At 73.2% G+C, this 25,113-nt stretch carries 25 protein-coding genes; 7 read left to right on the top strand and 18 right to left on the bottom strand.

What is annotated here, in order from left to right; all coding sequences use genetic code 11:
• Positions 1–223 precede the first annotated feature (223 nt).
• A complete protein-coding gene (locus tag ACFWJ4_RS33750) occupies positions 224–1,471 on the bottom strand; it encodes an MFS transporter (RefSeq protein WP_380551021.1) in 1,248 nt (415 codons plus the stop codon).
• A 55-nt stretch (positions 1,472–1,526) separates the two neighbouring features.
• Here ACFWJ4_RS33750 and ACFWJ4_RS33745 point away from each other — a divergent pair, with 55 nt between their 5' ends.
• Positions 1,527–2,567 carry a helix-turn-helix domain-containing protein gene (locus ACFWJ4_RS33745; protein ID WP_380551018.1) on the top strand — a complete coding sequence of 347 codons (1,041 nt, stop codon included), beginning with the start codon at positions 1,527–1,529 and terminating at the stop codon, positions 2,565–2,567.
• A 134-nt stretch (positions 2,568–2,701) separates the two neighbouring features.
• Here ACFWJ4_RS33745 and ACFWJ4_RS33740 read toward each other — a convergent pair whose 3' ends face one another.
• Both ACFWJ4_RS33740 and aceB read right to left on the bottom strand, forming a co-directional pair.
• Positions 2,702–3,103, bottom strand: coding sequence for a gamma-glutamylcyclotransferase (locus ACFWJ4_RS33740; protein WP_359898542.1), 402 nt, complete (start codon positions 3,101–3,103; stop codon positions 2,702–2,704).
• Positions 3,104–3,247: 144 nt separating this feature from the next.
• Positions 3,248–4,900: a malate synthase A gene (gene aceB, locus ACFWJ4_RS33735; RefSeq protein WP_380551015.1), complete on the bottom strand. Its 1,653-nt coding sequence runs from the start codon at positions 4,898–4,900 to the stop codon at positions 3,248–3,250.
• A 203-nt stretch (positions 4,901–5,103) separates the two neighbouring features.
• Between aceB and ACFWJ4_RS33730 the strand changes: the two genes are divergently transcribed.
• Together ACFWJ4_RS33730 and ACFWJ4_RS33725 are read left to right on the top strand one after the other, a co-directional pair.
• Positions 5,104–5,901, top strand: coding sequence for an IclR family transcriptional regulator (locus ACFWJ4_RS33730; RefSeq protein ID WP_380551012.1), 798 nt, complete (start codon positions 5,104–5,106; stop codon positions 5,899–5,901).
• A gap of 417 nt (positions 5,902–6,318) precedes the next feature.
• A complete protein-coding gene (locus tag ACFWJ4_RS33725) occupies positions 6,319–6,972 on the top strand; it encodes a hypothetical protein (RefSeq protein WP_380551009.1) in 654 nt (217 codons plus the stop codon).
• 346 nt (positions 6,973–7,318) lie between these two features.
• Here the strand turns inward: ACFWJ4_RS33725 and ACFWJ4_RS33720 are convergent, their stop codons facing one another.
• Positions 7,319–7,528 (bottom strand): hypothetical protein, encoded by a 210-nt coding sequence (locus tag ACFWJ4_RS33720; protein ID WP_380551007.1) that lies wholly within the window; start codon positions 7,526–7,528, stop codon positions 7,319–7,321.
• 254 nt (positions 7,529–7,782) lie between these two features.
• Between ACFWJ4_RS33720 and ACFWJ4_RS33715 the strand changes: the two genes are divergently transcribed.
• Positions 7,783–8,112: a MoaF N-terminal domain-containing protein gene (locus ACFWJ4_RS33715; protein ID WP_359898547.1), complete on the top strand. Its 330-nt coding sequence runs from the start codon at positions 7,783–7,785 to the stop codon at positions 8,110–8,112.
• A 149-nt stretch (positions 8,113–8,261) separates the two neighbouring features.
• Here the strand turns inward: ACFWJ4_RS33715 and ACFWJ4_RS33710 are convergent, their stop codons facing one another.
• Together ACFWJ4_RS33710 and ACFWJ4_RS33705 are read right to left on the bottom strand one after the other, a co-directional pair.
• Positions 8,262–9,404, bottom strand: a complete 1,143-nt coding sequence (locus ACFWJ4_RS33710; RefSeq protein WP_380551004.1) for an alpha/beta hydrolase — start codon at positions 9,402–9,404, stop codon at positions 8,262–8,264.
• 258 nt (positions 9,405–9,662) lie between these two features.
• Entirely contained in the window at positions 9,663–10,283 is a 621-nt protein-coding gene (locus ACFWJ4_RS33705; RefSeq protein WP_380551001.1) for a TetR family transcriptional regulator, read from the bottom strand.
• A gap of 137 nt (positions 10,284–10,420) precedes the next feature.
• Here ACFWJ4_RS33705 and ACFWJ4_RS33700 point away from each other — a divergent pair, with 137 nt between their 5' ends.
• On the top strand, positions 10,421–11,185 hold the full coding sequence (locus ACFWJ4_RS33700; protein ID WP_380550998.1) for an SDR family NAD(P)-dependent oxidoreductase: 765 nt from the start codon (positions 10,421–10,423) through the stop codon (positions 11,183–11,185).
• 184 nt (positions 11,186–11,369) lie between these two features.
• Here ACFWJ4_RS33700 and ACFWJ4_RS33695 read toward each other — a convergent pair whose 3' ends face one another.
• From ACFWJ4_RS33695 to ACFWJ4_RS33670, 6 genes are all read right to left on the bottom strand, one after another.
• Complete coding sequence (locus tag ACFWJ4_RS33695; RefSeq protein WP_380550995.1) at positions 11,370–11,861, bottom strand: GNAT family N-acetyltransferase; 492 nt, start codon at positions 11,859–11,861, stop codon at positions 11,370–11,372.
• A gap of 101 nt (positions 11,862–11,962) precedes the next feature.
• The gene (locus ACFWJ4_RS33690) at positions 11,963–12,916 is read right to left on the bottom strand and encodes a phosphotriesterase (protein ID WP_380550992.1); all 954 of its coding nucleotides are present in this window, start codon (positions 12,914–12,916) and stop codon (positions 11,963–11,965) included.
• Positions 12,913–13,446 carry a carboxymuconolactone decarboxylase family protein gene (locus tag ACFWJ4_RS33685; RefSeq protein WP_380550989.1) on the bottom strand — a complete coding sequence of 178 codons (534 nt, stop codon included), beginning with the start codon at positions 13,444–13,446 and terminating at the stop codon, positions 12,913–12,915. The genes ACFWJ4_RS33690 and ACFWJ4_RS33685 overlap by 4 nt, the downstream gene beginning before the upstream one ends.
• Positions 13,447–13,463: 17 nt before the next feature.
• Positions 13,464–14,156, bottom strand: a complete 693-nt coding sequence (locus ACFWJ4_RS33680) for a DUF4865 family protein (RefSeq protein WP_380550986.1) — start codon at positions 14,154–14,156, stop codon at positions 13,464–13,466.
• A 67-nt stretch (positions 14,157–14,223) separates the two neighbouring features.
• Positions 14,224–14,790, bottom strand: a complete 567-nt coding sequence (locus ACFWJ4_RS33675; protein WP_380550983.1) for a TetR/AcrR family transcriptional regulator — start codon at positions 14,788–14,790, stop codon at positions 14,224–14,226.
• A 356-nt stretch (positions 14,791–15,146) separates the two neighbouring features.
• The gene (locus ACFWJ4_RS33670) at positions 15,147–16,076 is read right to left on the bottom strand and encodes an LLM class flavin-dependent oxidoreductase (protein WP_380551024.1); all 930 of its coding nucleotides are present in this window, start codon (positions 16,074–16,076) and stop codon (positions 15,147–15,149) included.
• Between the two features lie 595 nt (positions 16,077–16,671).
• Between ACFWJ4_RS33670 and ACFWJ4_RS33665 the strand changes: the two genes are divergently transcribed.
• Complete coding sequence (locus tag ACFWJ4_RS33665) at positions 16,672–17,664, top strand: aldo/keto reductase (RefSeq protein ID WP_380550980.1); 993 nt, start codon at positions 16,672–16,674, stop codon at positions 17,662–17,664.
• A gap of 175 nt (positions 17,665–17,839) precedes the next feature.
• Here ACFWJ4_RS33665 and ACFWJ4_RS33660 read toward each other — a convergent pair whose 3' ends face one another.
• The 6 genes from ACFWJ4_RS33660 to ACFWJ4_RS33635 form a co-directional block, all read right to left on the bottom strand.
• Positions 17,840–18,928: an LLM class flavin-dependent oxidoreductase gene (locus ACFWJ4_RS33660; protein WP_380550977.1), complete on the bottom strand. Its 1,089-nt coding sequence runs from the start codon at positions 18,926–18,928 to the stop codon at positions 17,840–17,842.
• Positions 18,929–18,931: 3 nt separating this feature from the next.
• Positions 18,932–19,837 (bottom strand): ABC transporter substrate-binding protein, encoded by a 906-nt coding sequence (locus ACFWJ4_RS33655; RefSeq protein ID WP_380550974.1) that lies wholly within the window; start codon positions 19,835–19,837, stop codon positions 18,932–18,934.
• A gap of 146 nt (positions 19,838–19,983) precedes the next feature.
• Entirely contained in the window at positions 19,984–20,778 is a 795-nt protein-coding gene (locus ACFWJ4_RS33650; protein WP_380550971.1) for an ABC transporter ATP-binding protein, read from the bottom strand.
• Complete coding sequence (locus ACFWJ4_RS33645) at positions 20,775–21,641, bottom strand: ABC transporter permease (protein WP_380550968.1); 867 nt, start codon at positions 21,639–21,641, stop codon at positions 20,775–20,777. The genes ACFWJ4_RS33650 and ACFWJ4_RS33645 overlap by 4 nt, the downstream gene beginning before the upstream one ends.
• Positions 21,638–22,666, bottom strand: coding sequence for an NrtA/SsuA/CpmA family ABC transporter substrate-binding protein (locus tag ACFWJ4_RS33640; protein ID WP_380550965.1), 1,029 nt, complete (start codon positions 22,664–22,666; stop codon positions 21,638–21,640). Before ACFWJ4_RS33640 ends, ACFWJ4_RS33645 begins: the two co-directional genes overlap by 4 nt.
• A gap of 71 nt (positions 22,667–22,737) precedes the next feature.
• Positions 22,738–23,811: an ABC transporter substrate-binding protein gene (locus tag ACFWJ4_RS33635; RefSeq protein WP_380550962.1), complete on the bottom strand. Its 1,074-nt coding sequence runs from the start codon at positions 23,809–23,811 to the stop codon at positions 22,738–22,740.
• 445 nt (positions 23,812–24,256) lie between these two features.
• On the opposite strand from ACFWJ4_RS33635, the gene ACFWJ4_RS33630 reads away from it, so the two are divergent.
• Positions 24,257–25,039, top strand: a complete 783-nt coding sequence (locus ACFWJ4_RS33630) for an IclR family transcriptional regulator (RefSeq protein WP_359898563.1) — start codon at positions 24,257–24,259, stop codon at positions 25,037–25,039.
• Positions 25,040–25,113: the final 74 nt, after the last annotated feature.

The following is a 25,113-nucleotide window of genomic DNA, read 5'->3' as shown; positions in this document are numbered from 1 at the left end:
GGGGGGGGGGGCCCCCCCCGCCCCCCCCCCCCCGGGCCCGGCCGCGCCGCCGCGGCGTGCCTCCGGCCCGCTCCCACCCCCGTGGGAAGCGGGCCGGACGATCGGGGGCCGCGGATCGGGGCCCGTTCGACCGGGCCCGTGGACCGGGGACCGTTGACCGGGGCCGCAGAACAGGGCCGCGGACCGGGGCCGCGGACCCGGACCGTTTGACCAGGGCTCGCGGTCAGCGGGCGGCGGCCGGTTGCTCCGCGTGCCGGACGGCGGCCGGGAGAGCGGCGCCCGCGAGGACGAACACACCGGCCAGGACGGCCCAGCCGACCACGCCGTGGTCGACCACGGTCAGGCTGATCACCAGCGGGCCGATCACGTGGGCCGCCGCCTGGCCGCTCATGAACAAGCCCTGGTACTCGCCGTGGGAACGCGGATCGGCCAGGTCCAGGCTCAGCGTCCAACCGCCCGCCGAGGTGAGCAGCTCGCCGAGGCTGTGCACCAGGGCGCCGACCAGGATCGCCGCGGTGGCGACCGCGGCCGGGCCCGACTGCGCCGCCGCGTAGAGCAGGCAACCACCCGCCAGCAGCAGGCCGCCCCGGGCGCAGGCCCGGGCCGCCGACGGAACACCGTCCACATCCCGGCTCGCCCGGACCTGGAACACCACCACCAGCAGGCAGTTGACCACGCTGACCGCCGCCACCACCGCCGCCGGCGCGTCCGTCGCGAGCACGACCCACAGCGGGATCCCCACAGTGAGCACCGGGAGCTGGAGCTCCAGCAGCGCGTGCAGCACGGTGACCAGCAGGTAACGGCGGTCGCGCAGCACCGTCCGCCGCCCCGCGGCGGCCTCCGGGGCACCGTCCCGGCCGACCGTCAGGTCACGGACGGGGAGGCCGGCCAGCAGCGCCGTCGCACCCAGGAAGCTCGCGGCGTCCAGGACCATCACGGTGACGTACCCGGCATAGCTGTCGGACTGCAGCGCCAGCGCCGCGCCGCCGGACCCGACCACCAGCCCCGCGTTCATCACCGAGCGCAGCAGCGACCGTGAACGCACCTGACTCTCGGCCGGCAGCGTCCGGGCGATCAGGGCGCTGCGCACCGCCGCCGCGCCGCGCTCCAGCACCGTGGCCGCACAGGCCAGGGCGACGAAGGCGGCGAAGGAGTGCACGAAGGCGTAGCCGAGCACGGCGAGCGCCTCCAGCGGCCCGACCACCATCAGCAGCCGCTTGCTGCCGACCCGGTCGGCGAGCCGGCCCATCGGCAGCCCGGCGAACACCCCGCAGACGCCGGCCGCGCTCAGCCCGCGCGCGATCCGGCCCGGGGTCAGGCCGACGGAGCGGGTCAGGAACAACACGCCGACGGTCACGAACAGACCGTTGCCGACGGTGTTCACCAGGCTCATCAGGGCGAGCCTGCGCAGCAGGGGGTCGGCCGGCAGCAGCCGTCGGACGGCGGAGGGAAGCACCGCGGCAGAGGTCATGGCAGTAGGACAGCGGGCTTCCCCCGGCGGCGGAACTCTTTTACCGTTACGGTCAATGTTCGAGTTCCATCTGGGCGTCGACGACCTCGCCGCCACCTGGTTCGGCTACTCCGCCCTTCAGGAGGCGGTGTTGAGCCTGCGCGCCCGCCACTGGCCCCTGCGCTACCCGGAGCAGCAGCCGTGGATCGCCGGCTGGCAGGACCGCTACGAGACGCTGGACACCGCACTGCTGGAGTCGATGATCGCGCCGGTCGGCTTCGTGCCGGACTTCCTCACGCCGCGTCCGCTCGGCCCCCGTCCGGACTTCTCGGCCGAGTTGGCGCGGCTGGCGGCCACCCCGCCGGAGGTGGTGCGGGCCGACGTGCTGGAGGCCTACCGGGGCGGCGGGAAACCCAGCCCGCTGCCGCCGGTGCTGGCCGGGCTGATCGACGACCCGGCGGCGCTGGCCGCCCGGACGGCCGAGGCGCTGGACGCGTACTGGACGCGCTGCCTCGCCCCCGCCTGGTGGCCGCGCGCCCGCTCGGTGCTGGAGGCGGACATCGCCTACCGGGGGCGGATGCTCTCGGAGCACGGGGCGGACGGGCTGTTCGCGGACCTCGACGCCAGGCTGAGCTGGCACGCCGGGGTGCTGCGGCTCGTCGACCCGCACCCGGCGGTGAAGGCGGTGGGCACCACGGTGAAGGTCGCCGGGCGCGGATTGGTGCTGATCCCGACGCTGTTCGGGCTCGGGGCGCAGACCGATGTCACCCAGGCGGGGCCGCCGCTGGTCTGCTACCCGGCGCGCGGCAAGGCGACGATGGCCGAGGGCCTGGGGCCCGCCGGCGCCGGGGCAGGGGCGGTGGCCGACGGGCCGCTGGCCGGACTGATCGGCGCCCCCAGGGCCAGGCTGCTGGCACTGCTGGAGACCCCGGCCAGCACGACGGAGCTGGCGCACCGGCTCGGGGTCACCCCGGGTGCGGTCAGCCGGCACCTGGGAGCGCTCGCGGCGGCCGGGCTGCTGGAGCGCAACCGGCTCGGCCGCAGCGTGCTGTACCGGCGCAGCCGGCTGGGCGACGCGATCGTGGCGGGGCGCCCGCACCTCGCGGCGGGGGGCTGAGAGCTTTCGGCGAACGGACTTCAGCGGACGGATTTCAGCGAACAGCTTTCAGCGAACGGATGACGGATGACAGATGATGAAAGTTGTCAGCTGTCATCCGTCATCCATCCCGGCCGGCACGGGCCGTCCGCACGTCAGGCCTCGCGCCCGATCGTCCTGAGGTAGGCGCGCCAGCCGCCGTGGTGGGTGATCTCGCGGTGCACCCCGCGCTCGACCTCTCCGCGGGCCAGCAGCATCGACAGGCAGGCCGAGCCGTCCTCCAACTCGATCACGCCCAGTTCCAGTTCGCGCGGCTCGCCCGGCAGGATGACATCGCGCAGTCGCTCCAGCGGGATGTCGTACAGCTCGCCCTCGATCGCGGTGCCCGCCTCCGGGTCCGCCAGCAGCCCCGGGCAGACGTCCGTCCCGCCGCTGTGGTCGATGGAGAAGAATCGGTAGCCGGGGGCGGTCCTGGCCGGCCCGAGCAGCGAGTCGGCGACCTTGCTGTGGAAGGGGCCGCCGGTCATCGCCTGGCCGTTGAAGAACATGCGCGCCATGGGTGAACTCCTTGCGTGGAACGGACCGTTCCGTACGGCGACGAGAGGACAGGTGGATTCGTCGCCGTACGGAACGGAGCAGTGGACCGCCGGAGTGCCGCGTCCCGGCGGACGGCAGCGGTGGCACCGGCGGGTAGGTGGGGATCAGCCCAGCAGGGGCAGCGCGGGGAGGGTCAGGAAGTCCACGAACTCCCCGGCCAGGGCGACCTGTTCGAAGAGCTCGGCGGCCTCGCGCCAGCGGCCGGCACCGTAGGCCTCCTCGCCCAGCTCGGCGAGGAGTTCGGCCAGCTCCGCGGCGACCAGGGTGCGGACCAGCTCGGCGGTGGTCTTCTCACCGGTGTCGGACAGCACGACCCCGTTGTGGATCCACTGCCAGATCTGCGAGCGGGAGATCTCGGCGGTGGCGGCGTCCTCCATCATGTTGAAGATGCCGACGGCCCCGAGGCCGCGCAGCCAGGCCTCGATGTAGCGGATCCCGACCTGGACGGCGTTGTGCAGCCCCGCACGGGTGCAGGTGCCGCCGGCGCCCGCGATGTCGAGCAGCTGGGCGGCGGTCACCGGCTCGGCCGGGCCGGGGTTGTCCTTCTGGTGGGGCCGCTCGCCGAGCACTACGTCGAAGGAGGCCCGGGCGACCGGCACCAGGTCGGGGTGGGCGACCCAGGAGCCGTCGAAGCCGTTGCCGGCCTCGCGGTCCTTGTCGGCCTTGACCTTCTCCAGCGCGGAGGCGTTGACCTCCGGGTCGCGGCGGCTCGGGATGAACGCGGCCATGCCCCCGATCGCGTGGGCGCCGCGCCGGTGGCAGGTCTGCACCAGCAGCCGGGTGTAGGCGGCCATGAAGGGCGAGGCCATGGTGACGCTGTTGCGGTCCGGCAGGATGTAGTGCTCGCCGGCGTCGCGGAAGTTCTTGACGATCGAGAACAGGTAGTCCCAACGCCCGGCGTTGAGGCCGGCCGCGTGGTCGCGCAGCTCGTAGAGGATCTCGTCCATCTCGAACGCGGCCGTGATGGTCTCGATCAGCACGGTCGCCCGGATCGTGCCGTACGGGATGCCGAGTTCGGCCTGGGCGTGGGTGAACACGTCGTTCCACAGGCGGGCTTCGAGGTGGCTCTCGGTCTTCGGCAGGTAGAAGTACGGGCCGGAGTTGGGGTCCTCGGCGCCCCTGGCCAGCAGCCGGGCGGCGTTGTGGAAGAAGTAGAGCCCGAAGTCGACGAACGCACCGGCCACCGGGGTGCCGTCGACCAGCAGGTGGTTCTCGTCCAGGTGCCAGCCGCGCGGGCGGACGACGACGGTGGCGAGCTCGGCGGCGGGCCTGAGGGTGTAGGCCTTGCCGGCCGTGCTGGTGAAGTCGATCCGGCCCTCGAAGGCGTCGATCAGGTTGACCTGGCCGCCGACCACGTTCTCCCAGGTCGGGGAGGTGGCGTCCTCGAAGTCCGCGAGCCAGATCCGCGCCCCGGAGTTGAGCGCGTTGACGACCATCTTGCGGTCGGTCGGGCCGGTGATCTCGACCCGGCGGTCCTGGAGGGCGCGCGGCGCCTCGGCGACCTTCCAGTCCGCGGCCCGGATCCCGGCGGTCCCGGGGAGGAAGTCCAGCGTGCCGGCGGCGGCGATCTCGGCACGGCGGGCCTTGCGCCCGGCCAGCAGCTCCTGCCGGCGCCCCTCGAAGGCGCGATGGAGCCCTGCGACGAAGGCGATCGCCTCCGGAGTGAGCACCTCCTCCGCCCGGTGGACGCGCGGACCGGCGACAGTGACGACCGGAGCGGCGGGGGAGGCGCCGAGGGGCCCTTGATCTGCGGCCATGAGCAGGACACTCCTAAGACGGTTGAGCCTGGCGAAGGGAGCTCCGGTAGGAACTTCCCCGGGGAACTTCCTCGATCGGAACCCGCCTGTCGGCGAGTTCGATTCTGTAAAGTGGAGACTAGTTTCCGCGATACAGAATTTCAACGGTTTGTTGAAGAGGTCGCCGGGACTCTACTCCTCCCCCGACAGTGAAGGAAACGCCGGTGGCTGCGACCCCCGACCCAGCATCGACGACAGGCACCGAGCGCGCGAGCGGCGGCGTGCAGTCCGTCGAGCGCGCCTTCCAACTCCTGGAGGCGCTGGCCGACTCCGGAGGCGTGGCCACACTCAGCGAACTCTCCACCAGTTCCGGCCTCCCGATGCCGACGATCCACCGACTGGTTCGTACCCTCGTCCAGCAGGGCTATGTCCGCCAGGACACCGCGCGCCGCTACACCCTCGGCCCCCGACTGATCCGCCTGGGCGAGACCGCCGGCCGGCTGCTCGGCAGCTGGGCCCGCCCGTACCTGGCCGAGCTCATGGAGGCCACCGGCGAGACCGCCAACCTGGCGGTGCTGGAGGGCGGCGAGGTGGTGTACGTCGGACAGGTGCAGTCGCGCCGCTCGATGCGGATGTTCACCGAGGTCGGCCGACGGGTGCAGCCGCACTGCACCGGCGTCGGCAAGGCGCTGCTCGCCCAGCTGCCCGAGGACGAGGCCCGCGCCGTCCTCGGCCCCAACCCCCTGCCCGCCCACACCGAGTACACGGTCACCGACCCGCAGGAGCTGATGCGCCAGCTCGCCGAGGCGCGCGAGCGCGGCTACGTGGTCGACGACCAGGAGCAGGAGATCGGCGTCCGGTGCATCGCGCTCGCCGTCCCCGGCGCGCCGACGCCCACCGCCCTCTCCGTCTCCGGACCGGAGGCCCGCATCCGGGCCCTGGAGGAGCAGGCCGGGGCCGCCTCGCTGGTACCGGTGATGCACCAGATCGCGACCCGACTGGGGCAGGTCCTCGCACCCTGACAGCACGTCAACCACCGTTGCCGGCCGACCCGGTCGGAGCGGCGTGCCGCGTCATCCGTTCGAGCGGACGCCGGGCGGGTTGCCGCCGGGCTCCGGCGGCGACTCCGCCACCCTGGTGCCGACGCGGCCCGCAACGGCGCGGGCGGCCGGGACGCGAGGACAGGGTGAGCGGGGATGGAGCAGCAGCACCGGGACGTGCGGAGCGTCGTTCAGGGCGGTGGCGGTGGGGTACGGGGTGGCGACGTGCCGGACGGTGGCGCGGCAGGTGACGTCGCGGCGGGCGGTGGCCTGCGGGGCCGTCGCCTGCGAGGACGTGGTCTGCGGGGTGCCGGCCTGTTGGGCGACGGCCGGCGTGCCGCGGGAGGCAGGGGGTTCGGCGGGGCCGGGCTGGTCGCGGCCGTGGCGGCGGGGTGCGCGGTGACGGTACTGGCCACCGACCCGTCCTGGGCCTTGCTGCGCCCCGAGCCCCGGCCCGCGGTGGAGGTCGTCGCGACGGGCACGCCCGAGGCGTCCATCCTGCCTGCGCCGGTGACGACCGGCGCCTCCACCCTGCCGGCACCGGCCAAGCCCGGGGCGGGGACGGCCGCTTCCGGTACCGGTACCGGTACCGGCTCCGGCTCGGAAGCGGCCGGAGCCTCCACGCTGCCCGCACCCGCCGCCGCCCGACCGTCCGACTCCGACCTGGAGGTGGTCCGGTTCGACCCGGACCCGGCCACGCCCGGCGGCACCACCACCATCCACGCCTTCGTCGGCAACGGGGGTCCGGACACCACCGCCTCCCCGTTCACGGTCGTGATCACCCTGCCGGAGGGCGTGAGCCCGGAGGGCCCGTACTTCCCGTCCGACTGCCGGGTGACGGGCCACGGCCGCGTCGTGCGGTGCGTCTTCGGAGCCGGACTGCGGGAGGGGCGCAGCGCGACCGCCCTCATCCCGGTCCGGCTCGACCCGGAACTGCCGGTGGGCAGACTGAGCGGCGGCTCGGTCACGGTGCGCAGCGCGGACGACCGGAACGATGGCAACAACCGGCAGCTGTTCGACATCAGGGTGGCCGAGGCGGCTGCCGGTTCCTGAGCCGCGCGGTTCCGCCGGCGGGGCCGGCCCGGCGGTGGCCAGGTCCGGAGGGGTGGCTTGGCCTGAGGGATGGACCCGGTCCTACGAGTTGGCGCCGCAATCGGTCCCGATGGCCACCGCCGGTCCTTCGCGACAGCGCTCGCGACGGTCCAGTACTTCGCGTTGCCCGGGTCGACGTGGTTGGTCGGCTCCAGCAGGTTCGGATTGTCGGGGTGGCACTCGAAGGAGTCGATCTCCCCATTGCCGTTCTTCCAGGTCCACGGGGCCGGCCAGGCGCCGCTGACGGCGGACAGCTTGACCCGGGTCTCGGCGTAGTCGCCGGTCTTGACCTGGAAGCCCTCGGTGGTCAGGAAGCCAGTGCCCCACGACTGCTTGCCGTTCTCCAGCGCCGGCCCCGGCTGATCGCGCCGTTGAACTCGTCCGACCAGGTCAGCGCCTCTTCGGCGACCGAGGAGGACAGCGCCGGGGTGCTCGGGGTGGTGGTCGGGGCCGGGGCCGGAGTGGACATCCCGGCGGCGGGGTCCGCGAGGGCGCAGCTCACAGTGGTGTCGATCAACAACCCTGCATGGCAGTCGAGTTGGTCAGTCTCCGGCGCCGGGAGCTGCCACGTCGACCGGGGAGCCCCCGAGCCGGGCCCGGCCCCGGCCGCACACGCGCGGCCGCGCCGTGGCGGACCGTACCGTGGCGAGTGCCTGACCGAGTGCGCCCGGTCGGATAAATTGGAAGCCTGACATCATCCGCCGTGCACAAGAGCGGCGAGCCCGACCGGACGCTCGCCACGACCTGACAGAGACGAGGACCCGCCCCACCATGACCGCGCCCCTGCCCGCCTTCGCCGGCCGCACCTACCTCTTCCGGGTCGACAACGGCGCGGCCTTCCGCAACACCTACTCGGCCGACGGCACGCGGCTGCGCTGGGAGGGCCTCGGCGAGTCCGCGGGCCAGTGGGAGGACGTGCGGCTGCACGTCGCCGAGGTCGCGCCGGAGATCTACTTCATCAGCTGGACGGAGCAGAGCGGGATCACCGTCAGCCATGTGATGGACCTCGGCAAGCTGACTGTGCGGGCCTTCTGGACCTTCGAGGGCGAGGGCGGCCGGGTCGGCCAGCTGCACACCGGGACGCTGGAGCGGGTGGCCTGAGCGGCGGGACCGCCGGGCGGGAGCCGTACGGTTCCTGAACGGCCCGGCCGGCCCGAACAACCGTCGACCTGAACGACCGAACCCCCGGGGCCGCGGCTCCAGGGGTTCGGTCGTTCAGGCGTTCAGGCGTTCAGGTTCGGCCGGTCGCTTCATACGGTCTGGTTCGGCACCTTGAGGTGCTGGGACAGCCACTCCAGCGAGGAGGGCAGCAGGGCGCTCCAGGTCTCGAAGTTGTGGCCGCCGTTCTCCAGCATGCTGTACGAGACCTTCATCGGGCTCTGCACCGCGTCGACGAAGGCCTCGGTCTCCTGCCGGTAGCTGCCGTCGCCCTTCTTGGTGCCGGCCAGCAGCACGGACACCTTCGGCTGAGGCAGGTTCTTCAGCCGCCACATCAGGTTGGCCTCGTCGCGGCGCTGCTTGCTGCCGCCGAAGAGGTCGCCCGTGGTGGGGTCGTCGGCCGCGTCGTAGTAGGCGGAGAGGGCGACGGCGGTCGGAAAGACGTCCGGGTGACGCATGGCCAGCTTGAGCGCGCAGTAGCCGCCGGTCGAGTTGCCCATGAAGGCCCAGGCCTGCGGGTCGGAGGAGACCCGGTAGCTGGCCTGGATCGCCGAGGGCACGTCCTTGGTGAAGTAGGTGTCGGACTGCGGGCCGTTCGGGACGTCCTCGCACTCGGTGTCCTGGGGAAGCGCGGGCGAGGGGCGCACCAGGACCATGACGGTCGGCTGCATCCGCCCTTCCTGCAGCAGCTTGAGCGCCGCACCCGGGTAGTTGAAGCGGGTGATCAGATTCTCGGCGATTCCTGGGAATCCGGTGCTGACGATCACGGCCGGGAACTGCTTCTGGGCGTACTCCGGCTGGAAGTACTGCGGCGGCAGGTAGACGTAGCCCTCGGTGGACAGCCGGCTGACCGCGCCGTCGATCCTGATCTTGCGGATCTCGCCGGACTGGCCGGGCTCGCGGCCCATCGCGCCGCCGCCCTTGACTGCGGCCTGGCCCATCGTCTCCACCATCAGCCGGCCGGAGGCGTCCGCCTTGTTGTGGATGACCACCGGGCCGGTGTCGCCGATGCCCAGCAGGTCGTCCCAACTGCTGTAGAAGGCGAAGTAGTTGTTGGCGACCAGGCCGAGCGCGGCGAGCACCGTGAGCTGGGTGGCGAGCAGTGCGCCGATCCGGCCGAGCACCGCCTGCCAGGTCTTCTTCGCGAGTCTGGGCCACAGCCAGACCGTGCCGACCATCATCACGACCGCGATCAGTGCGGTCAGCGCCAGCACCTTGTGGCTCGTCAGACCCATGTCCTGCTTGCTCCCACGCCTCGAACTCCAGTCCCCTCCGCTGGGGACATCCGAGGAGGTCACCCCGGTTCCCCCTGCCGGGGCGCGAGGACCAACCCTAACGCCAGCTGGGAGAAAGCCGACCGCGGCTGGGAGGTTACGGGGAGCCGGGCGGACGGATGACAACTTTCAGATAACAGATTTCGAAAGTTGTCATCTGAAATCTGTCGACTGTCGACTGTCGGCCGTCACCGGCCGGTTGACGGCCGGGCACCGGGCTCAGCCGACCCGCCCCCACAGCCGCAATCCCTCCGTGAGCTCGCGCATGCAGCGAGCGCCGAGGTCCCTCGGGGAGCCCGGACCGGCGAGGGGCGCCTCGGAGGCGGCCCACTGCTCCAGTGCCACCCGGATCGCCGCGGTCGCGGCGGCGGCCGCCAGTCGGATCTCCAGCGGGTCGGTGCCGTCCGGGCAGCGCTCGGCGAGGGCGACCCGCAGCCGCTCCTCCGAGTCGGCGTGGACGCGCTGCCAGGTGGCGTTCAGCTTCGGGTCGCGCAGCAGACCGCGGGCCCACTGCATCATCTCGGCCCGCGCCTCGTCGGCCGGGGTCAGCGACGCGACCGCCGCACGCTCCAGCGCCTCGCGCAGCGGCAGGTCCGCGGGGCTGGCCGTGAAGAGCTCCACCCACTCCTGCCCGCCCGCCGCGAGCAGCGGAGCGACGGCGTCCTCCTTGACCGAGAAGTACCGGTAGAAGGTGCGCAGCGAGATGCCCGCAGTGAGGGCGATCTCCTCGGCGGTGGTCGCGTCCGCGCCCCGCTCGGCGAAGAGCGCGGCAGCGGTACGGGCGATCTCCAGCCGGGTGGCCTCACGGCGGCGCTGGGTCAGGGTCGGGCGTCCGGTCACGGGGTCAGCCTACGCGGGCGGATGCCAAGGCGGCACGTCACGACGGATCGACACGAGTGGACTTGTTGGCACAACGTGCCACCTAGGCGTAACGTGCCTATTGAGGTCGAGAGACCACGAACGAACGGAGTACCACCATGGAGCGCTTCAGCGGACGGAACGTCCTGATCACCGGCGGCGGCTCGGGCATCGGCCAGGCCACCGTGCACCGGATCCTCGCCGAGGGCGGGAAGGTCGTCGCCGTCGACGTCAACGAGGACGGCCTGAAGAAGACCCTGGACCGCGCCACCGCCGAGGGAACCGCGGACCGCCTCACCGTCCAGGCGCTGGACATCGCGGACGAGGCGGCCGTCGTCGCGGGCGTGGCCGAGGCGATCACCGGCCTGGGCGGCCTGGACGTGCTGGTCAACGCGGCCGGCATCCTCCGCTCCTCGCACACCCACGAGACCAGCCTGGAGTTCTGGAACAGGCTCCTCGCGGTGAACCTGACCGGCACCTTCCTGATGACCCGCGAGGCGCTCCCCGCGCTGCTCGCCGGCGGCAAGGGCGTGGTGGTCAACTTCAGCTCCACCTCCGCGAGCTTCGCCCACCCCTACATGGCCGCGTACGCCGCGACCAAGGGCGGCATCCAGTCCTTCACCCACGCCATCGCCTCGGAGTACTCGAAGCAGGGCCTGCGCGCGGTCTGCGTCGCGCCGGGCAGCATCGACAGCGGCATGACCCACAACCCGGGCCTGCCCGCCGACGCCGACCTCAGTCTGCTGGCCAAGCTCTCCCCCGCGCTCGGCCAGGGCTTCGCCGGCCCGGAGACGGTGGCCGGCGTGATCGCCATGCTCGCCTCCGACGACGGCGCCTTCGTCACCGGCACCGAGCTCCGCATCGACGGCGGCACCCACATGTGACGCCGGTCGACCCGCCGGCCCGCCGACCTGCCAGGCCGCTCGACCGCTCGACCTCGGGAAGGCGGGGCCTGTGCCGTCCCCCGTGCGGCACAGGCCCCGCCTTCCCGTGGTCCCGAGGCCGTCCCGTCGGCCTCGGAAGGCCGGGCCGGTCGAGGCCCCGGTACCGAGCCGGGTGCGGCGGCGGTCACCGCAGAAGCTTCGCCAGGAGGAGTTCGCGGCCGACCCCGTCGGCGAGCAGGTCCCCGGGTTCCGCGAGCGGGGTGAAGCCGTGGCGGCGGTAGAGGGCGAGCGCCGCCCGGTTGCCGGGGAGTACGGCGAGGCGCAGCGTGGTGCCGCCGGTGGCCCGGGCCCAGCGTTCGACCTCCTCGACGAGACGGTCCGCGACGCCCCGACCGCGGGCCTGCGGGGCGACCCAGAGCGAGCGCAACTCCCGCACGCCGTCCGGCGATCCGGGCAGTCCGCCGACCAGGCCGACCGGGTCGTCGTCCTGGAGGGCCGCGACGTGGAGGGCGTCCGGGAGACGGAGCCGGTCGTGCCAACGGTCCTCACCGCCCTGGTCCCAGTCGGCCAGGCCGGCCTTGAAGGCGTCCGGCGCGCCGGTCAGGGCGGCGAGACGGAGGTCCCGCCAGAGCGGCCAGTCGGCGGTCGTGAGGGTTCGGAGCGTCAGCATCACCATGCCCGGCACCGTAGAAGACCCGCCCGGCGGCCGTCTGCGGAATGCCCGCCCCGGCAGCCGCGGCCGCGGCCCATGGGACCCGCAGGCGACGAGGGCCCCGCTTACGGCGTGCGCCAGTCGGCGGCGAAGGCGGCGGCCGGGTTGGTGACGAGGAGCAGCTCGGGCAGTTCCGGGCCGTAGCTGCGGGCGAGGCGCGGGACGAGGTCGGCGAGCAGACCGACCGGGCCGGCGGCCGCGCGGGCGGTCCGGGTGGTGGTGTCGGCGCCGAGCAGCAGTTGGTCGGCATGGCCCGCCTCGACCAGGTCGGCGATCACGTCGAAGGCCTGGTGGTCGCCGGACCGGCCGGACCGGGAGGGGCTGTCCAGCGCGAGCCGGACCCCCTCTGCGGCCAGGGCACGGTGCAGCGCGCGGTCGGGGAGCCGGGTGAGGTGGCCGAGGACGATCCGGTCGGGCCGGACCCCGTGCCGGTCGTGCAGCAGGTGCAGGACCCGGAGCGGAGCGCCGTCGGCTTCGAGGTGGACGGCGATCGGGGCACCGGTGGCGTGGTGGGCCTCGGCCGCCGCGGCCATCGTCCACCGGGTGTGCCGGCTCACGGGCCCCGGATCGCCCGCGACCTTGATCAGCCCGGCCCGGACGCCCTCGGGCGAGCCGGGCAGACCGGTGGTGAGTTCGGCGACGAAGCGTTCCGCGAGGTCGGCGTACGCGCCGGGGCGCTCGGCCGGATCGCCGTCGACGTCCGGGAAGAAGCCCGGCGCGTAATGGACCGCCTGGTGCGCGCCGGTGGCGGCGACGACGTGGACGCCGGTGGCGCGGGAGAGCGCGGCGAGGGAGTCCGCGCCCCGGCCCAGGCCGAGCGGGGTCCACTGGACGAGGGCACGGCCACCGGCGGTGGCGTAGGCCCGCAGGACGTCCTCGGCGGCGGCCGGATCGTCCAGCTCCTGGCCGGGGAGCAGCGGGCTGCGGATGAAGAGGTGGTCGTGGGAGTCGGTGACCCCGAGGTCGGCGGGGTCCAGGTCGCCGAGGACGGTGCGGACAGTCCGGACGGTGCGGCTCATGCGTCGGCCTCCGGGGTGGCGCTCCCGGCGACGCTCTCCGCCGCGGCCTCGGTGCCGGTTCCGGTCCCGGCCTTGGCCTCGGCCGTGGCCGCGGCGTCGGCGAAGGTGGCGTCGGCGAAGGTGGCGTCCGCGAAGGCGGCGGTGGCGACGCGCAGGCCGGCCAGCGCCTTGGGGAGACCGACGTACGGCGCGAGGTGGACGATGACCTCGGTGATCTCCGCCTCCGTCAGGCCGATCCGTCGGCTGTAGCGGACGTGGTCGGCCAGCTGCGGCTCGACGCCGCCGAGTGCGGTGAGCGCGGCCAGGTTCGCGATCTGGCGGTCGCGCAGGGCGAGTCCGGGACGCTGGTAGGTACCGCCGAAGAGGCTGGTGACGATCCAGTCGGGGAAGCCGGGGGCGACGGCGTCCAGGCCCCCGAGCGTGGTGGCGGCGCCGGGACCCGCGAGTTCGGCGAGCAGGGCGTAACCGGCCGTGCGGTCGGTCGGGGCCGGGGTGAGGTCGGTGCCGGTGGGAACGGTCGCGGGGGACATCGGGGCGGTGGGTCCTTTCACCAGTGGCGGCCGGCCGGCAGCCGGTCGAGTTCGGGGCGGGACAGGTGCAGCACCTGGTAACGGACGCCGGGCTCGTCCTCGGGGGCCGGGCCGTGCCAGAGGGTGAAGCGGAGCAGCTCCCAGCGGCTCGGGTCGACGGCCACGGCGGCGGTGTGCAGGGCCGGGTGCGTGGGCAGGTCGGCGAGCGCCCGCTCGACGGCCTCGGCCGGGTCGGCGGATTCCGGCAGCCGTAGGGTCTCGCGGGTGGCGGTGGTCGGCGGCCCGGCCGACCCCTCCGGTGACGACGCCGCCTCCGAGGCCGATGCCGATGCCGGTGACGACGCCGCCTCCGAGGCCGATGCCGATGCCGGGGCCGAGGCCGTCTCCGAGGCCGCCGAGGTTCCTGACGCGCCGTGGGTCAGGCCCGCGCCCAGCCAGTGCCGGACGGCGGGGCGGCCGAAGTCGGCGCTCAGGCCGCGGAATCCCGGCCCCCAGAGGAAACCGTTCATGCCCTCGACGGTGCGCCAGAGGTAGAACGGCGCGTACTGGTTGACGGGCGAACCCTGTCGGCCGCGCTCGCGGACCAGATAGGCCTTGAGGCCGAGGCCCGGGTGCGCGTCGAGCAGGTGGCCCTTGTCGGCGACGCGCTTGCGGATGACGCCCATGTCGTAGTCGGCGGGCAGGGTGATCTCGTACTGCATCGCGTGCACGGCTGGGCTCCTCGGGTTCGACGGGTCCGGCAGGCAGGCGGGCTGCCGGCCGGGAGGGCTTGGCGGGTCAGGCCGTGCGGTGTGCCGCGAGCAGGCCGAGGGCGCCACGAACGGCCCGGTCGAACGGCTCGGCGCTGTCGGCGGCACGGGCCAGGACGTAGCCGCCCTGGACGACGGCGACCACGGCGGCGGCGGTGTCGGCGGGGTCGAGGCCGGGGGCGAACTCGCCGTCCGCCTGGCCGTCGGCGATCAATCCGGCGATCCGGCCGCGCAGCCAGTCGAAGGTCTCCTCGACGGGCGCGCGCAGGAGCGGGTCGGCGACCACGTCCGGGTCCTGGGCCATCCGGCCGATCCGGCAGCCGCGCAGGACGTCGCGGTCGCGCTGCAGGTAGGCGGCGATCCGGTCGTAGGCGCTGCCGGGGGCGGCGAGGTCGGCCTCGGCGACGCCGCGCATCTGCTCGGCGCTGCGGCGCAGGGCGGCGGCCGCGAGGTCGGGCTTGCCGGTGAAGTGGTGGTACATGCTGCCCTGGCCGACGCCGGAGTGCTGCTGGATGGCCTTGGGGCTGGTGCCGACGTAGCCGCGCTCCCAGAGGAGGGCCTGGGTGCTCTCGATGAGGCGGTCCTGGGTGCTCATGCGGGCCACTGTACATACCAGTAGGTACAGAAGGCCAGTGCTGACTCCGCCCGACCCGACCCGGGCTCGCGCTCGGGGCTCCGGTGCCGGCTCCGGCTCCGGCCCTGGGTGCGCGGGCGGCTCCCCGGGACCCCGCCGGGCGGAACGATTGAGGGCCGTGCGCCGCCCCCCGGCGGCCACGGCCCCTCGACCGTTCGTCATCCCCCGCCCCGCCGAACGGCATTCCGGCGCACCTGGTGGCGCGCGTCACGTCACGCACGGTTGCCGGCGTCACGCCGCGTAGGGGGTGCACGGCGCATTGCGCGGGCGGGCGGGAGATCCGGGCTGCCGTGGCAGCGCGCGGCGGGCGTGGACCGCTACGGCAGCGCCCGACGGATCTCCGGCGCCACCGCGCTCGCGAACAGCTCCAACTGCTCGCGCTGCGCCCCCTCGGTGAGGGCGTCGACCCCGATGCCGACCACCTCGTTGCCGAAGGCCTCGTGGTAGCGGTGGATCTTCTCGATCACCTGCTGCGGACTGCCGACCAGCGCCGAGCCGCGCTCCAGCGCGTCCTCCAGCGAGGTGAACGGCGAGTTGTTGTGCCGGCCCGCGGCCGAGTCGAACAGTGCGTTCCAGTACGGACGGAAGCCCTCGACGGCGTCCTGCGAGCGCTCGGCGACGAACAGTCCGCCGAAGCTCGCGCCCACCCGGGCCCGCGCCGGGTCGTGCCCGTAGTGCTCCCAGCGCTCGCGGTAGTGCTCGACCAGCGTCCGGTACTTCTCCAGCGGATGGAAGGAGTTGGCGGAGAAGAGCGGGTCGCCGTGGCGGGCCGCGAGGTCGGTGGACCGCGTGCTGGTCGCGCTGCCGTGCCACACCGGGATCGGATCCTGGAGCGGGCGCGGCCAGACCGTGACGTCCGTGAGCGGCGGGCGGGTCGAGCCCTCCCAGGTCACCTTCTCCTCGCGCCAGAGCCTGCGCAGCAGGCCGTAGTTCTCCGCGAGCGCCTCCCACTGGCGCTCCTCGGGGAGGCCGAACAGTCCGAAATGGCGCGGGTCGTTGCCCTTGCCGACGATCAACTCCAGCCGACCCCCGGAGAGTTGGTCGAGCATCGCGTAGTCCTCGGCGACCCGGACCGGGTCGAGGACGCTGAGCACCGTCACCGTGGTGAACAGCCGGATGGTGGAGGTGCGGGCGGCGATGGCGCTCAGCAGCAGGGGCGGCGCCGGGGAGAGGAACGGCTCGCCGTGCCGCTCCCCCACGCCGTAGCCGTCGTAGCCGAGCTGCTCGGCGAGGACGGCCTGGTCGATGACGTTGTGCAGCTTCTACTGCGGGGTGCGCCGGACGCCTGTGACCGGGTCGGGGGCGTTGGCGACGAGGGACGAGACGGTGAACCGCACGGCGGTCTCCTTGGGCGCTCGGGGTCGGGCTCGGAGTCGGGCTCGGGGTCGGGCTCGGGTCGGACCAGGGCCGGGCCGGGGCCATGGCCGGGGCCGGGTACAGGACCGGGCCGGGCCGGGTACGAGCGGAGCATGGGGACGAGCTGAGCAGGACCGGGACGGGACCGGCGGGCCGGAGCGTCCCGGGATTCGGTGAGCCGCACGGAGAGCGGAGCGCGGGAAGCCGGTGCGTGGTCCGGCACTGCGCTCCTACGGGCGGCACCGGCGGAACGGCCGACGGGGCGGGCGGTGGGCCGCTCGGGCGGCGGGGCTCGCGGGTGGCGTCAGCGGTCGGTGCTGCGGTGGCGACAACAACAGCGGGCTGCGGCGGCGGCCACGGCCACGGTCCGGACTGCCATCTCGCCTCCCCCTCGCCTCGCACGCACGCGATCCTCCGCGAGCATAGGCACCGGCCCGGAACGGGGCAAGGCTTGATCCGCCGCGACGGACTGGCAGGATGTCCGGCATGAGCTACCTCGCCGCGGATGACCGCTATGACTCGATGACCTATCGGAAGGCCGGCCGCAGCGGCGTCCAGCTGCCCGCCGTCTCGCTGGGGCTCTGGCACAACTTCGGTGACGCCCAGCCGCTGGACGTGCAGCGGGCGGTGCTGCGCCGGGCCTTCGACCGGGGCGTCACGCACTTCGACCTGGCGAACAACTACGGCCCGCCGTACGGCAGCGCCGAGCGCAACTTCGGCTACCTGTTCGCCCAGGACTTCCGGCCGTACCGGGACGAGCTGTTCATCGCCACCAAGGCCGGCTGGGACATGTGGCCCGGCCCGTACGGCAACGGCGGCAGCCGCAAGTACCTGCTGGCCAGCCTCGACCAGTCGCTGGACCGGATGGGGCTGGACTACGTCGACGTCTTCTACTCGCACCGGTACGACCCGGACACCCCGATCGAGGAGACGATGGGGGCGCTCGACAGCGCGGTGCGCTCGGGCAGGGCGCTGTACGCGGCGATCTCCAACTATCCGGCGGAGCAGCACCGGGAGGCGGTGGCGATCCTGCGCGAGCTGGGGACGCCGGTGCTGATGAACCAGTCGGCGTACTCGATCCTCAACCGGTACGTGGAGGACGGCGGCGTGCTGGACGCGGTGGGCGAAACCCAGAGCAGCCTCATCGCCTACTCGCCGCTGGCCCAGGGGCTGCTGACCGACCGCTACCTGTCCGGGGCGGTTCCGGCGGGCTCGCGGATGTCGGTCGGCAAGTTCCTCACCGAGGAGGCGCTGACCGAGCGGAAGCTGGAGCAGCTGCGGGCGCTGGCCGCGGTCGCCGAGCGGCGCGGGCAGACGCTGGCGCAGCTGGCGCTGTGCTGGGTGCTGCGGGACCCTCGGGTGGTCTCGGTGATCATCGGCGCGAGCAGCGTCGCCCAGCTGGACCAGAACCTCGACGCACTGGCGGGCGGGCCGCTGACGGCCGAGGAGCTGGCGGAGATCGACCGGCTGAGCCGCTGAGCGGGGCGGAGGCGCCGACCGGCGGCCGAGGCTGATCGCTGCGGCTGAGGGCTACGGCTGACAGCTGACAGCTGACAGCTGACGATCGACGGATGACAGCTGACAGATTTCGAAATCTGTCAGCTGTCATCCGTCATCTGTTATCCGCTATCCGTCACTTGTCAGCTGTCACCAGTCAGCCACCGGCGTGCGGCCGCTTGATGCCCAGAGCGGGCAGAACCGTTTCTGCAACCCGATGGGCCTCCTCCAGCAGCGGGTTGCCCGAGAGGATGAAGGTGTCGACACCCAGCGCCTCGAACTCCTGCAGGCGCTCGATCACCTGGGCGGTCGAGCCGACCACCGCCGTACCGGGCCCGGGGCGGAACAGGCTCATTCCCGGCCAGAGGTTGGGGTAGGCCTCCAGCTCCCGGGCCCGCGCCGGCACCTTCCCACCGTGCTGGCGGAACTGCCGCTGCCAGCCGACCCCGTCCTCCGCCTTCGCGCCACCCAGCTGGCGCGCGTAGGTGGCCTCACTGGTGACGTCCAGCAGCCGGTCGGCGGCGGCCCAGGCCTCGCCCTCGGTGTCGCGGACGATCAGGTGCAGCCGCAGCCCGATCCGCACCGACCGGCCGTGGGCGGCGGCCCGCTCGCGGACCAGGTCCAGCTTCTCCTTGAGCAGGTGCGGCGGCTCTCCCCAGGTCAGGTAGACGTCCACGTGCTCGGCGGCCATCTCGATGCCGGCCGCCGAACTGCCGCCGAACCAGAGCGGGATGCCACCGGGCTGCACCGGGGTCAGCTCGCGCAGGCTCGCGCCCGCGTTCTTCAGCTCGTAGAACTCGCCCTTGTGGTCGAAGACTTCACCCGCCGTGAGGCGCTTGACGATCGACCAGTACTCACCGCTGAGCCGGTAACGGTCGTCGTGTTCGACGTCCAGGCCGTACTCGCGCAGCTGCGCGGTCGAGCCGTTCACCACGTTGAAGCGCAGCCGGCCGCCGTGCAGGTGGTCGAAGCTGAGTGCCATCTTGGCCAGCAGGGTGGGTGAGACCAGCCCCGGGTGGACGGCCAGCAGCGGCTTGAAGGCCGGGGTGGTGGCGGCCGCGAGCGCGCTGCCGAGCGTCCAGACGTCGTACAGGTCGGTCGCGAGCAGCGCGCCGGTGTAGCCCAGTCGCTCGACGCTGCCCGCCAGTTGCTGGAGGTAGCGAAGGTCCACCGGACGGCGGCCGGCCGGCTCCCAGGGGTAGTGCCCCTCGCGCGGAATGATGTACCAGAGGACTTCGGAGGCCACGGGTCAGACCGCCTTCGCGAGCGCGGCGGCCACCGGGGCCTCCAGGGCGGGGAGGTGGGCGTCGGCGACGGTCAGTGCCCGGTCGATGAAGCCCGCACCGTGGAAGATGTCCGCGGCCTCCTGCTGTTCGGCGACGAACCCGGCGGTGGCGGGCTCCAGCCGCCAGGGCAGCGCGACCAGCGCGGACTGCCAGTCGGCGGCCGTGCCGCCCAGTTCCTCGGCGGCGATCGCGGCGGCCTCGGCCGGATTGGCGGCCGCCCAGGCGTCCGCCCGGCGCAGCGCGATCGCGATCGCGGCGACCACCTCGGGACGGCCGGTCGCGAAGTCCCGGCGGGTGAAGAACACCGAACGGTCGGTGATGACGTCACCGGTGCGGATCAGCTCGCGGAACTCCCCGGTGCGGCGGGCGGCGGCGAGTTCGGCGCCCTGGGCGATCCAGCCGGCGATCTCGCCGTCGCGCAGCCGCCGGGCCTGGTCCTGGCCGGCCGCCGGGCGCTCCGGGGTGACGTCGTCGCCGTACGAAAGTCCCTGCGCGTGCAGGGCCTTGGCGAGCAGGTGGGTCTGCCAGGAGCCGACGGCGAGGACGACGGTGGCGCCCTTGAGGTCCGCGACCGTCCGCACCGGGCCGGAGTCCAGCACCAGGAGGGCGCCGTGGTCGGGGCGGGGTGCGGAGACGGCCGCGTAGACCAGGTCGTGGCCGGCCGCCTGGGCGGTGATCGGCGGGGTGGAGCCGGTGCCGCCGAAGTCGATGACGCCCTCGGCGAGCAGCGCGCCGGTGCGGGTGCCGTCCGCGTAGTGGTGGAAGGCGCCGGTCTCGCCGTGCGGGGCCAGTTCCTCGTCCAGGTAGGGGAGTCGGGCGAGGTAGTAGAGCGACGGGTTGCTGGCGTGGACGCCGAGGGTGACGGTCATCTGGTCAACTCCGGTGGTGCGGGCTCGGTTGGTCGGAAGTCAGGGTGAATCGGGGGAAATCGGGAGGATAGCGGGGACTCTCGGGGAACCGCGGGAACTGCGGGAAATCGCGGGGAATCGCGCTGGACAGTGGTGGATCGCGGGCGTCAGTGGACGCCGAGGTCGGCGAGCAGCCGGCGCCGCAGGTCGGCGAAGGCGGGATCGGCCGGGTCGCGCGGGCTCTCGACGGTGACGGCTTCGTCCCGGGCGAGCAGGCCGTCGCGCAGTACCACGACCCGGTCGGCGAGCCGTACGGCTTCGTCCACGTCGTGGGTGACCAGCAGTACCGCCGGGCGGTGGCGGCGCACCAGGTCGCCGACGAGGTCCTGCATGCGCAGCCGGGTGAGCGCGTCCAGGGCGGCGAACGGTTCGTCGAGCAGCAGGAGTTGCGGCTCCCGGACGAGCGCCCGGGCGAGTGCGACGCGCTGCGCCTCACCTCCCGACAGGGTGGCCGGCCAGGCCTCGGCGTGCCGCTCCAGGCCGACCTCGGCGAGCGCCTTCAGCCCGGTCTCCCGGGTCGAGGCGCCGCGCGGCAGGCCGACCGTGACATTCGCCAGCACCCGCTTCGACGGCACCAGGCGGGGCTCCTGGAACACCACGGTTCGGACCGGCGGGACGAGCACGGTGCCCCCGTCCGCCTGATCGAGAGCCCCGAGGATGCGCAGCAGCGTGGTCTTGCCGGTGCCGCTCGCACCCAGCAGGGCGACGAACTCCCCACGGGCGATGGAGAGGTCGACCCCGTCGAGCACCGCCCGGGTGCCGAACACCCGGCGCAGACCGCGCAGGTGGACGGCCGGGACCGTCTCCTCGGGGGCCGAGGAGGCGGAGGAGGCGGAGGAGACCGACAGAGAGGCCGGCGCGGAGGACGAGGACGTGGCGGTGGTGAACGTGTCGGCGGTCATCGGGCCGCTCCCTGGACGACCTGGCGCCACGGCATCAGCACGCGTTCCAGGATCCGGACGACACCGTCCGCGGCCAGGCCGAGCAGCCCGTAGATCAGGATGCAGACGGCGAGGACGTCGGTGCGCGAGTAGTTCTGTGCCTGGGCCATCAAGTAGCCGATGCCTTCGGTGGAGTTGATCTCCTCGGCGGCGATCAGGGCGATCACGCTGAGCGTCATCGACAGGCGCAGTCCGGACAGCAGCGAGGGCAGGGCGCCGGGCAGCACGACCGTACGCACGATCGCCCAGCGTCCGAGGCCGAAGCTGCGCATCGCCTCGACCAGCTTGCGGTCGGTGCTGCGGACCCCACCCGAGGCTGACACGTACATCGGGAAGCTGGTGGCGACCCCGATCAGGGCAACCTTGGCGGTCTCGGTGATGCCGAACCAGACCATGAACAGCGGGACGAGGGCCAGGAAGGGCACGGTGCGCAGGACCTGGATCGCGGAGTCGAGCAACTCCTCGCCGAGGCGGGTGAATCCGGTGACCACGCCGAGCACCAGTCCGGTGGTCGCGCCGAAGAACAGTCCGAGTCCGGCGCGGGTGAGGGAGACCGACAGGGCGTCGGTCAGCTGGCCGTTGCCCCACAACTCCCCCACCGCCTGCGCGACCTGGGCGGGCGAGGCGAGCACGTCCTGGGTGAGCGCGCCGGTGGCGGAGGCGAGTGCCCAGCCGCCGAGCAGGGCGAGCGGACCGATGGTGCGCAGGGTCGCGGCGAGTGCCCGGGGGCGGGGCCGGGGCTGCCGGCTCTGCGGGGCGACCAGGCCGGATTCCAGTGCGGCCCGGGTGTCTTCCGGCGTGAACGGCCGGGTGGCGGTGGTCACTTGGCACCGTCTCCGAGCTTGTTGATGTCGATCAGGTACGGCTTGACGTCCACCAGCTGCTTGGTGACCTTCTGGTCGGCGAAGAACTGGGCGACCGTCCCGAAGCGGGCGGTGTCGGCGTCGGAGATGGCGTCGGCCGGGGTGCCCTGCTTGCCGACGTTCACCGCGACGTCCTTCTCGGCGGGGGTGACGGCGGTCGGGCCGGCGTCGGTGAACACGTTGAGGTAGCCGGCCGGGTCGGCCTTCTCCTTGGCGCCGTTCTCCCGCAGGTAGGCGTAGAAGGCCTTCACCACCTCGGGGTGCTTGTCGGCGAAGCCGTTGCGCACCGCCCAGACCGCGTAGTTGTCGGAGCCCACCTCCTGGCCGTTGACCAGGAAGTGCGCACCGGCGTTGGCGATGGCGGGCGTCGAGAAGGTGTTCCAGGTCGCCCAGGCGTCCACCTGGCCGGAGTTGAAGACGCCGGAGGTCTGGTCGGCGCGCAGGTAGACCCGCTCCACCTTGTCGGCCGGGACGCCGTTCTTCGCCAGTGCCTTGAGCAGCAGGTACTCGCTGGTGCCGCCCTGGGAGACGGCGACCTTCCTGCCGACCAGGTCCTGGACGGACTTGACGGGCGAGTCGTTCTTCACCAGGATCCCCTCGCCGACGCCGTCGGGCGCGGTCTGGGCGAACAGCTTGAAGCCGGGCTTCTGGGCGAGCGCGGCGACGGCCGAGGTGATCGAACCCTGGGCGATGTCCAGTTGGTCGGCGGAGAGGGCCTGGGCGGCGGGGGCGAAGGGGCCGGCGCTGCCGGTCCAGGCGACCTTGGCGTGGACCGCGGCCAGGGTGCGGTCCAGTGAACCGTCCTTCTTGCCGCGGGCCAGGAAGCCGTTGTTGCCGGGATCGGGCAGGCGGAGCACCACGTCGGCCTTGCCGCCGGCCCCGCCGTCGGCGGAGCCCTTGGCCCCGTCGGCGGAGGAGCCGCAGGCGGCGAGGGCGGCGGAGGCGAACAGAGCGGTGGCAGCGAGGGCGGGACGAGGGGTCTTCACGGGGGTCTCCAAGGGGGTGACAGATGACAGCCGACAGCTGACAACTTTCGAAATCTGTTAGCTGAACGCTGTTATCTGAAGTCTGTGATCCGAACGCCGCCGGCACCGGAACCCGCGCCCGCCGCCTCACCCGCACGCCGCACCCGCAGCAGCTCGCGCGCTGCGCGCAGCGGCTCCGGGTCGGCCCAGGCCTGGACGTCCACCGGCGCGGCAAGGAAGCCCTGCTCCCTGAGGAATCGTTCCTGCAGCGCGAGCAGCTCCAGCCGCTCCGCCGACAGGTCGAGCCGCAGGGTCCGGTGGCTGCCCGGCGCATAGGCTCCGGCGACGCCCTCGGCACCGGCACCGGTCTCGGCCCGCAGGATCCGGACCACCTCCTCCGGACGCTCCGCCGCCCAGTCGGCGGCCTCCAGCAGCACGGCAAGGAACCGGGCCACCAGCTCGGGGTGTTCGTCCAGCAGCCGCTGGTGGACGGTGATCGGCCGGGGCGTGCCGTTGTTGACCCGGGCCCGGCGGTCGGGCGCCGCGTCCAGTTCCACGGCCACCTCCGCACCGACCCGGCGGGCCGCCTCGACGGCGAGCGCCCCCTTCACGTACACCGCGTCCACCGTGCCGTCCCGCAGGGCGGCCAGCTCGGCGGACCACTGCCCGCCGCCCTCGGAACCGGGGACGTCCACCAGCTCGGCGTCCGCCAGGGTGAGGCCCGCGAGCCCGAGGGCGCCCCGGAGGCCGGCCAGCGCCATCGCCCGCCAGAAGTCGATGCCGATGTCATGATGTGGCACCGCCAGTCGCAGTCCACGCAGTTGCCCGGGTTCGGTGATGCCGCTGCCGGCCCGGACCAGCACCACCTGGCGCTCCTCGATCCAGGTGAGGCCGACCAGCCTGGTCGCCTCGCCGCGCGAACGGGCCCACAGCGCGGGGACGTTTCCGCCCTCCCGGAACAGACCGGTCAGCGCGTGGGTGTAGTGGTGGTCCGCGGCCACCTCGGGCGGTGCGTCCTGCAGCGAGCGGACCGCGATGCCGTCGGCGGCGAACTCGCGGGCGAGCCAACCCTGATCGGCGGCGATCCCGGTCGCGGTGGGCACCGGGCAACGGGTGAACCAGAGGGTGTCGGGAAGCGGGGAGGCGTTCTGGGTACGACTGGACAACGGAGTTGGTCCTCTACGGGGGCTCCGACGACGGCCGGAGGAGCTCGGGATCGATGACCGCACGGAGGCCCATGAGGCCTGGTGCGCAAAGAAGTTGTGCGCCACGATGCAAGACGGCAGGCGGTGCGGGAGGGTCGGGCGGCGCGGGAGGGGTCGTTCAGCGACAACACGCACGGGAGGGGAGACACCGGTGGGACGTCACGGCGCTTCTCCTTCCGTGGAATCGGGACGGTCACCGCCGAGGCCGAGTGGCCGTTCGACGCGATGCGAGGAGCGTTCCACGGCAGACGAGCCCGAAGCAAGCTTTTGCCACATCGTGGGATCAGTTGTTCATCAATGCCATTCCATTGCAACGTCGTCGACACATTTCCGCAGCACTGGCTGCCCTACGCTGAGACCGCCTCCGGCCGTCCGTCCGGAGTTCCGAACCGAAACGCGAGGTGCCATGGCCGAGGCCGCCACCGCCGTCCAGAGTCCGCCGGCCGGTGCGCAGGCCGTCCAGCGCGCGCTCGGGCTGCTGCACTGCTTCCACGACAACGGCCCCGACCTGAGCGCCTCGGACCTGGCCCGCCGGATGGGCCTGTCGGTCTCCACGGCGCACCGGCTGGCCCGCACGCTGGTCAGCGCCGGATTCCTGGAGCAGGACGAACAGACCGCCCGCTACCGGCTCGGTCCCGCCGTCGCCGAACTCGGCCAACTCACCTTCCACCAGCGCGGGCTGCACCTGGCCGGACCGGAGCTGGACCTGCTCTCCCGGCGCACCAAGGCGACCGCCGACCTGGCGATCCGCAGCGGCACCCACGCCGTGATCCTGGTCGGCGGTTCCGTCCGCCCGGACACCGGGCTGGGCCTGCGTCGGCCACTGCACTCCACAGCCCTCGGCAAGATCCTGCTGGCCTGGCCCCGCCCGGGCGAGACGGCGCCGGCGGCACTGGGACCGCTGCCCTCCTTCACCGACCGCACGATCACCGAACCAGCGCTCCTGGACGACGAGTTGGCGAAGGTCCGAGCGGCCGGGTACGCGCTCAACGACGGCGAGTCGGCCGCCGGGGTGCGGACGGTCGCCGTGCCCGTCCTGGACGGCGCCGGGCAGGCGCGGTTCGCCCTCGCGGTCCGCTCGACGCCCGCACACCTCACCGACGACCGGCTGGACTGGTTCCTCGGTCACGCCCGCGGTTGCGCCGACGCGCTCGCCGTCCTGTTGCTGCCGCCGGATCAGCGTTCCTGACGGCCCACCGGGACACGACGAAGCGGCGGGCCGCCCGTCCACGTCCTGGACGAGCCGCCCGCCGCCGGGCCCCC

Origin of the sequence: Kitasatospora sp. NPDC127067 (assembly GCF_042724755.1) — a bacterium.
In the GTDB taxonomy this organism is placed as follows: Bacteria; Actinomycetota; Actinomycetes; order Streptomycetales; family Streptomycetaceae; genus Kitasatospora; species Kitasatospora lactacystinica.
Note: the sequence above shows the minus strand (reverse complement) of the source record. Positions and strands in the feature narration are given on the sequence as shown.

What these genes read in the sequence shown, in the direction of transcription:
- aceB (WP_380551015.1), bottom strand. Translation starts at nt 4,900, where the DNA reads ATGGCCGCAGATCAAGGGCCCCTCGGCGCCTCCCCCGCCGCTCCGGTC.
- ACFWJ4_RS33665 (WP_380550980.1), top strand. Translation starts at nt 16,672, where the DNA reads ATGAGCTACCTCGCCGCGGATGACCGCTATGACTCGATGACCTATCGG.
- ACFWJ4_RS33745 (WP_380551018.1), top strand. Translation starts at nt 1,527, where the DNA reads ATGTTCGAGTTCCATCTGGGCGTCGACGACCTCGCCGCCACCTGGTTC.
- ACFWJ4_RS33750 (WP_380551021.1), bottom strand. Translation starts at nt 1,471, where the DNA reads ATGACCTCTGCCGCGGTGCTTCCCTCCGCCGTCCGACGGCTGCTGCCG.
- ACFWJ4_RS33740 (WP_359898542.1), bottom strand. Translation starts at nt 3,103, where the DNA reads ATGGCGCGCATGTTCTTCAACGGCCAGGCGATGACCGGCGGCCCCTTC.
- ACFWJ4_RS33715 (WP_359898547.1), top strand. Translation starts at nt 7,783, where the DNA reads ATGACCGCGCCCCTGCCCGCCTTCGCCGGCCGCACCTACCTCTTCCGG.
- ACFWJ4_RS33630 (WP_359898563.1), top strand. Translation starts at nt 24,257, where the DNA reads ATGGCCGAGGCCGCCACCGCCGTCCAGAGTCCGCCGGCCGGTGCGCAG.
- ACFWJ4_RS33655 (WP_380550974.1), bottom strand. Translation starts at nt 19,837, where the DNA reads ATGACCGTCACCCTCGGCGTCCACGCCAGCAACCCGTCGCTCTACTAC.
- ACFWJ4_RS33685 (WP_380550989.1), bottom strand. Translation starts at nt 13,446, where the DNA reads ATGTCCCCCGCGACCGTTCCCACCGGCACCGACCTCACCCCGGCCCCG.
- ACFWJ4_RS33690 (WP_380550992.1), bottom strand. Translation starts at nt 12,916, where the DNA reads ATGAGCCGCACCGTCCGGACTGTCCGCACCGTCCTCGGCGACCTGGAC.
- ACFWJ4_RS33710 (WP_380551004.1), bottom strand. Translation starts at nt 9,404, where the DNA reads ATGGGTCTGACGAGCCACAAGGTGCTGGCGCTGACCGCACTGATCGCG.
- ACFWJ4_RS33700 (WP_380550998.1), top strand. Translation starts at nt 10,421, where the DNA reads ATGGAGCGCTTCAGCGGACGGAACGTCCTGATCACCGGCGGCGGCTCG.
- ACFWJ4_RS33675 (WP_380550983.1), bottom strand. Translation starts at nt 14,790, where the DNA reads ATGAGCACCCAGGACCGCCTCATCGAGAGCACCCAGGCCCTCCTCTGG.
- ACFWJ4_RS33695 (WP_380550995.1), bottom strand. Translation starts at nt 11,861, where the DNA reads ATGGTGATGCTGACGCTCCGAACCCTCACGACCGCCGACTGGCCGCTC.
- ACFWJ4_RS33650 (WP_380550971.1), bottom strand. Translation starts at nt 20,778, where the DNA reads ATGACCGCCGACACGTTCACCACCGCCACGTCCTCGTCCTCCGCGCCG.